Raw genomic sequence first — 2,797 nt, forward strand, 5'->3', positions numbered from 1 at the left:
TTCTACGATAGCTTGGAGAAACTGTCCGTGTCAGAGACAACGCTCTCAGCGATTAGCCTGAGTGTCTCCAGCTCAGAAGAGGCGAATCAACTTTGCCAGGCGTTGTACGAAGCGGCAAAAGACGCCGCACCCGTGATCGGTACCGTGGAAGTCTCGTCTGACGTTTCAATGATGTCGCGAAGAAGCGATGCGGCCCATGATCGTGAGTGCGGGCTCCCGCACCCATAACACTGGGTAGTCCTGGGACCCGGTCTGCTGTGCGACGCAATGACGAGTGTGCATCCAGTCCGTATTTCCGCGACACATTTGTTGTGTCATGGCATGCCAGGAGATTAGCGGTCCTGGAGGTGCGTTCGAACTTCGGCCTCGGTCAGGAACCGTAGTGAGTTCCATGCCTGAAGCACCTCGCCGGCGTTCGCAGCATGTTGGCCATCATCGGACTGGACGTTCTCCCTGATTGCAGACCGCACCGCGATAATGCTGCCATCCTGCACTCGCGCGTACCCGGTTCCGTCGGTCAGCTTCCACAGATCTCGGTCGTGGGTGCACCAAGTCACGTAGTCCTGCATGCTATCGGTGTCCTCAAGCCCCATGTCGACATCGGCGAGGTACCAGCACGGGGCAATATCGGGATTGCTCGCCCTAGGGTTCCGGTCAATTACGGCGTCCACGACCCCGTTGTCGGCCGTGAGAGTCAGTGTTCGAGACGGACCTCCACTGGCATCGACCGCGACGACTCTGCCACCCGGAAGATCAGCCACAATGGGGAAGTTACCGCTCTCAATGAAAGCTTCAAAATTCGCGGCGAGCTGCTGCTCAGCTTTCGAAGGACCAGTCGGCTGAGGATCGAGTAAGGAGACCCAAACTGCGCCCACCATCAAGAGTGCACAGCCGATCAATCCCACAAGTCTCAGCCTCCAAGACCCGAGGAACAGGCCCAGCGTCAATGCGCAAGGAACCGCGATCAGCACATGCACAAGCTCGAAACCGGGCTGAACCCAGATCATCGGCACAGTGAGGAACCCGAAGAACGCCACCCCCAAGGCGACAAAGGCTACCCCCGTCACCGCAATCGCCGCCCGGATAATACGACGGCCGGTGAACCTGGTCAAAATGATCGATATTAGAACGACGGCAACGATTGGGACGATGATCATCACCGCCAGTCCAATCAACCCCCCGAACATAAGGGCCACGGCGCTAATCATGCTGACATTCAGCGCCACCAAGAGAACGACCGCGGTAAGCCCCATCACGATCGCCGCCCGCAGGAGAGAAAGGGACGCAGCGGCCTCGATCGTCCCAACATGCGTATTCGTGGCGGACCTCACGTTTCGCCGCGAGATCTGATTGACCGCACGATCCCCCTCATGGCCCGAGTCAATCTCATCCGTCGAACGGGGTCAAGCTCGCCCCGGCTCTCGAATGTTCACGGCGCGGCAGCGCCGGGGAATATCGGACGAGCCCACTATGCCGGCGGCGGCTGCACACCACGATATTCGAGCCGACTGCTTCAATCTCGTAAGGGGGACCTCCAGCGCGACAGATTGGGGCCAAGCCAGCGGCGGCTGAGCGCGCCGATGCCGTGTCACTGGGGAACGCTCACCGGCACATCAGGCTCGGGCGATCAGCCGATAGCGTCGGCTTCACCCTTCGGAAGTAATGGCCAGGGGGACCACTGTCCGGCAGGCGGTAGCGCGGTTCGCGCGAACTTGACCCGGTGCTCTGGCAGGTCCTCGGTGCGGCTGCGTCCGGATCGCATCCCGACCTCTGGCTCCTCGAGCCGGAATTCAATCCAGTCGCCCCGCCCGGCATCGAATCGCTCAGAATAACCGCCTGACACGACGGTGCGCACGGTCCATTCAAGCTCTTCCGCCAGAGTCAAGACATCGTCATCGCACGCATCACAGCCGCACACGGGCAAGTGGAAGTCGTGGAGCACACCTGCGTGAAGGTAGACCCCCGGGAACGGTGTGAGGACAAATGTCAGCGGGGCCGCTGTCGGGTCGCGAGGCACGACCCGCACGGCGCGGACGACATCTTTCGGCAGGCGGAGAAGATCGGCAGCGGCGCTCGGCGCCTGGTCGACGGCAACTTCGAAGGTGGTCTGCAGCCATTCGATGAGCGCGTCGGCGACGAGGTGCAACGGCGCGAACCGCTGCAGATTGCTAACGCGGGAATATGTGTCTTGGGGTGGAGACTCCCCTTCCCATCGATTGCCGTAGTCAATCGGACGGCCCTGTTCATCGTGGTAGACCTCGACGGGGAATGTGGGGCGTCGATACTCTGTCATGCTCACAAACTATCCGTCAGCGTCCAGTTCACCGAGCAATCGGTCGGCACGCAATCGGTCGTCTTTTGACGCTCGGTTGTCGTGAACTGGGGAGTGCGTTGGTGCTCGTGCCCAGGGATCGCGGAGGGACCCTCTACGCCCCTGCAACTCGCGCTCGAGAGCTACCGCGACTGGCGAGTGATCCGAAGGCCGACTGGATGCGGCCCAGCAAAGTACCAAACGAGCGTGCCAAGCAGAGGGGCGAATAGGACTGCGATCACCCAGACACCTTTCTCCACGTCCGACAGATCTCGTGTTCGCCCAATCTGGACAATCGCGTAAACGATTGCAGCGATGTAGGCGAAAGCGACGACCGACGCGAGAACTACCGCAAGCGTGGCTGGAATATGCATGATGGTTCCCGTCCTCCTTCAAGATAAAGCGGCTGGAGGACACGTGTCAATGTGACGAACCTCCAGCGGGCTGGTCCTCTCAGTCAATTACCGCCGCGACGGCTTCGATCTC

4 protein-coding genes are annotated in these 2,797 nt (G+C 60.6%); 1 reads left to right on the forward strand and 3 read right to left on the reverse strand.

The window, feature by feature from the left end; translation table 11 throughout:
- The coding region (locus JF66_RS24485; RefSeq protein WP_035879502.1) for a hypothetical protein at nucleotides 1-228 on the forward strand (228 nt) is incomplete at its 5' end.
- A 104-nt stretch (nucleotides 229-332) separates the two neighbouring features.
- Here the strand turns inward: JF66_RS24485 and JF66_RS15675 are convergent.
- The 3 genes from JF66_RS15675 to JF66_RS25400 all read right to left on the reverse strand — a co-directional run bounded on the left by JF66_RS15675 (nucleotide 333) and on the right by JF66_RS25400 (nucleotide 2,685).
- Complete coding sequence (locus JF66_RS15675; RefSeq protein ID WP_035879504.1) at nucleotides 333-1,331, reverse strand: hypothetical protein; 999 nt, start codon at nucleotides 1,329-1,331, stop codon at nucleotides 333-335.
- Nucleotides 1,332-1,627: 296 nt separating this feature from the next.
- Nucleotides 1,628-2,293 carry a DUF6226 family protein gene (locus tag JF66_RS15680; RefSeq protein ID WP_035879506.1) on the reverse strand — a complete coding sequence of 222 codons (666 nt, stop codon included), beginning with the start codon at nucleotides 2,291-2,293 and terminating at the stop codon, nucleotides 1,628-1,630.
- Between the two features lie 161 nt (nucleotides 2,294-2,454).
- Nucleotides 2,455-2,685: a PLDc N-terminal domain-containing protein gene (locus JF66_RS25400; protein WP_035879508.1), complete on the reverse strand. Its 231-nt coding sequence runs from the start codon at nucleotides 2,683-2,685 to the stop codon at nucleotides 2,455-2,457.
- Nucleotides 2,686-2,797: the final 112 nt, after the last annotated feature.

The sequence above is a fragment of the Cryobacterium sp. MLB-32 genome (assembly GCF_000738085.1).
GTDB lineage: Bacteria > Actinomycetota > Actinomycetes > Actinomycetales > Microbacteriaceae > Cryobacterium.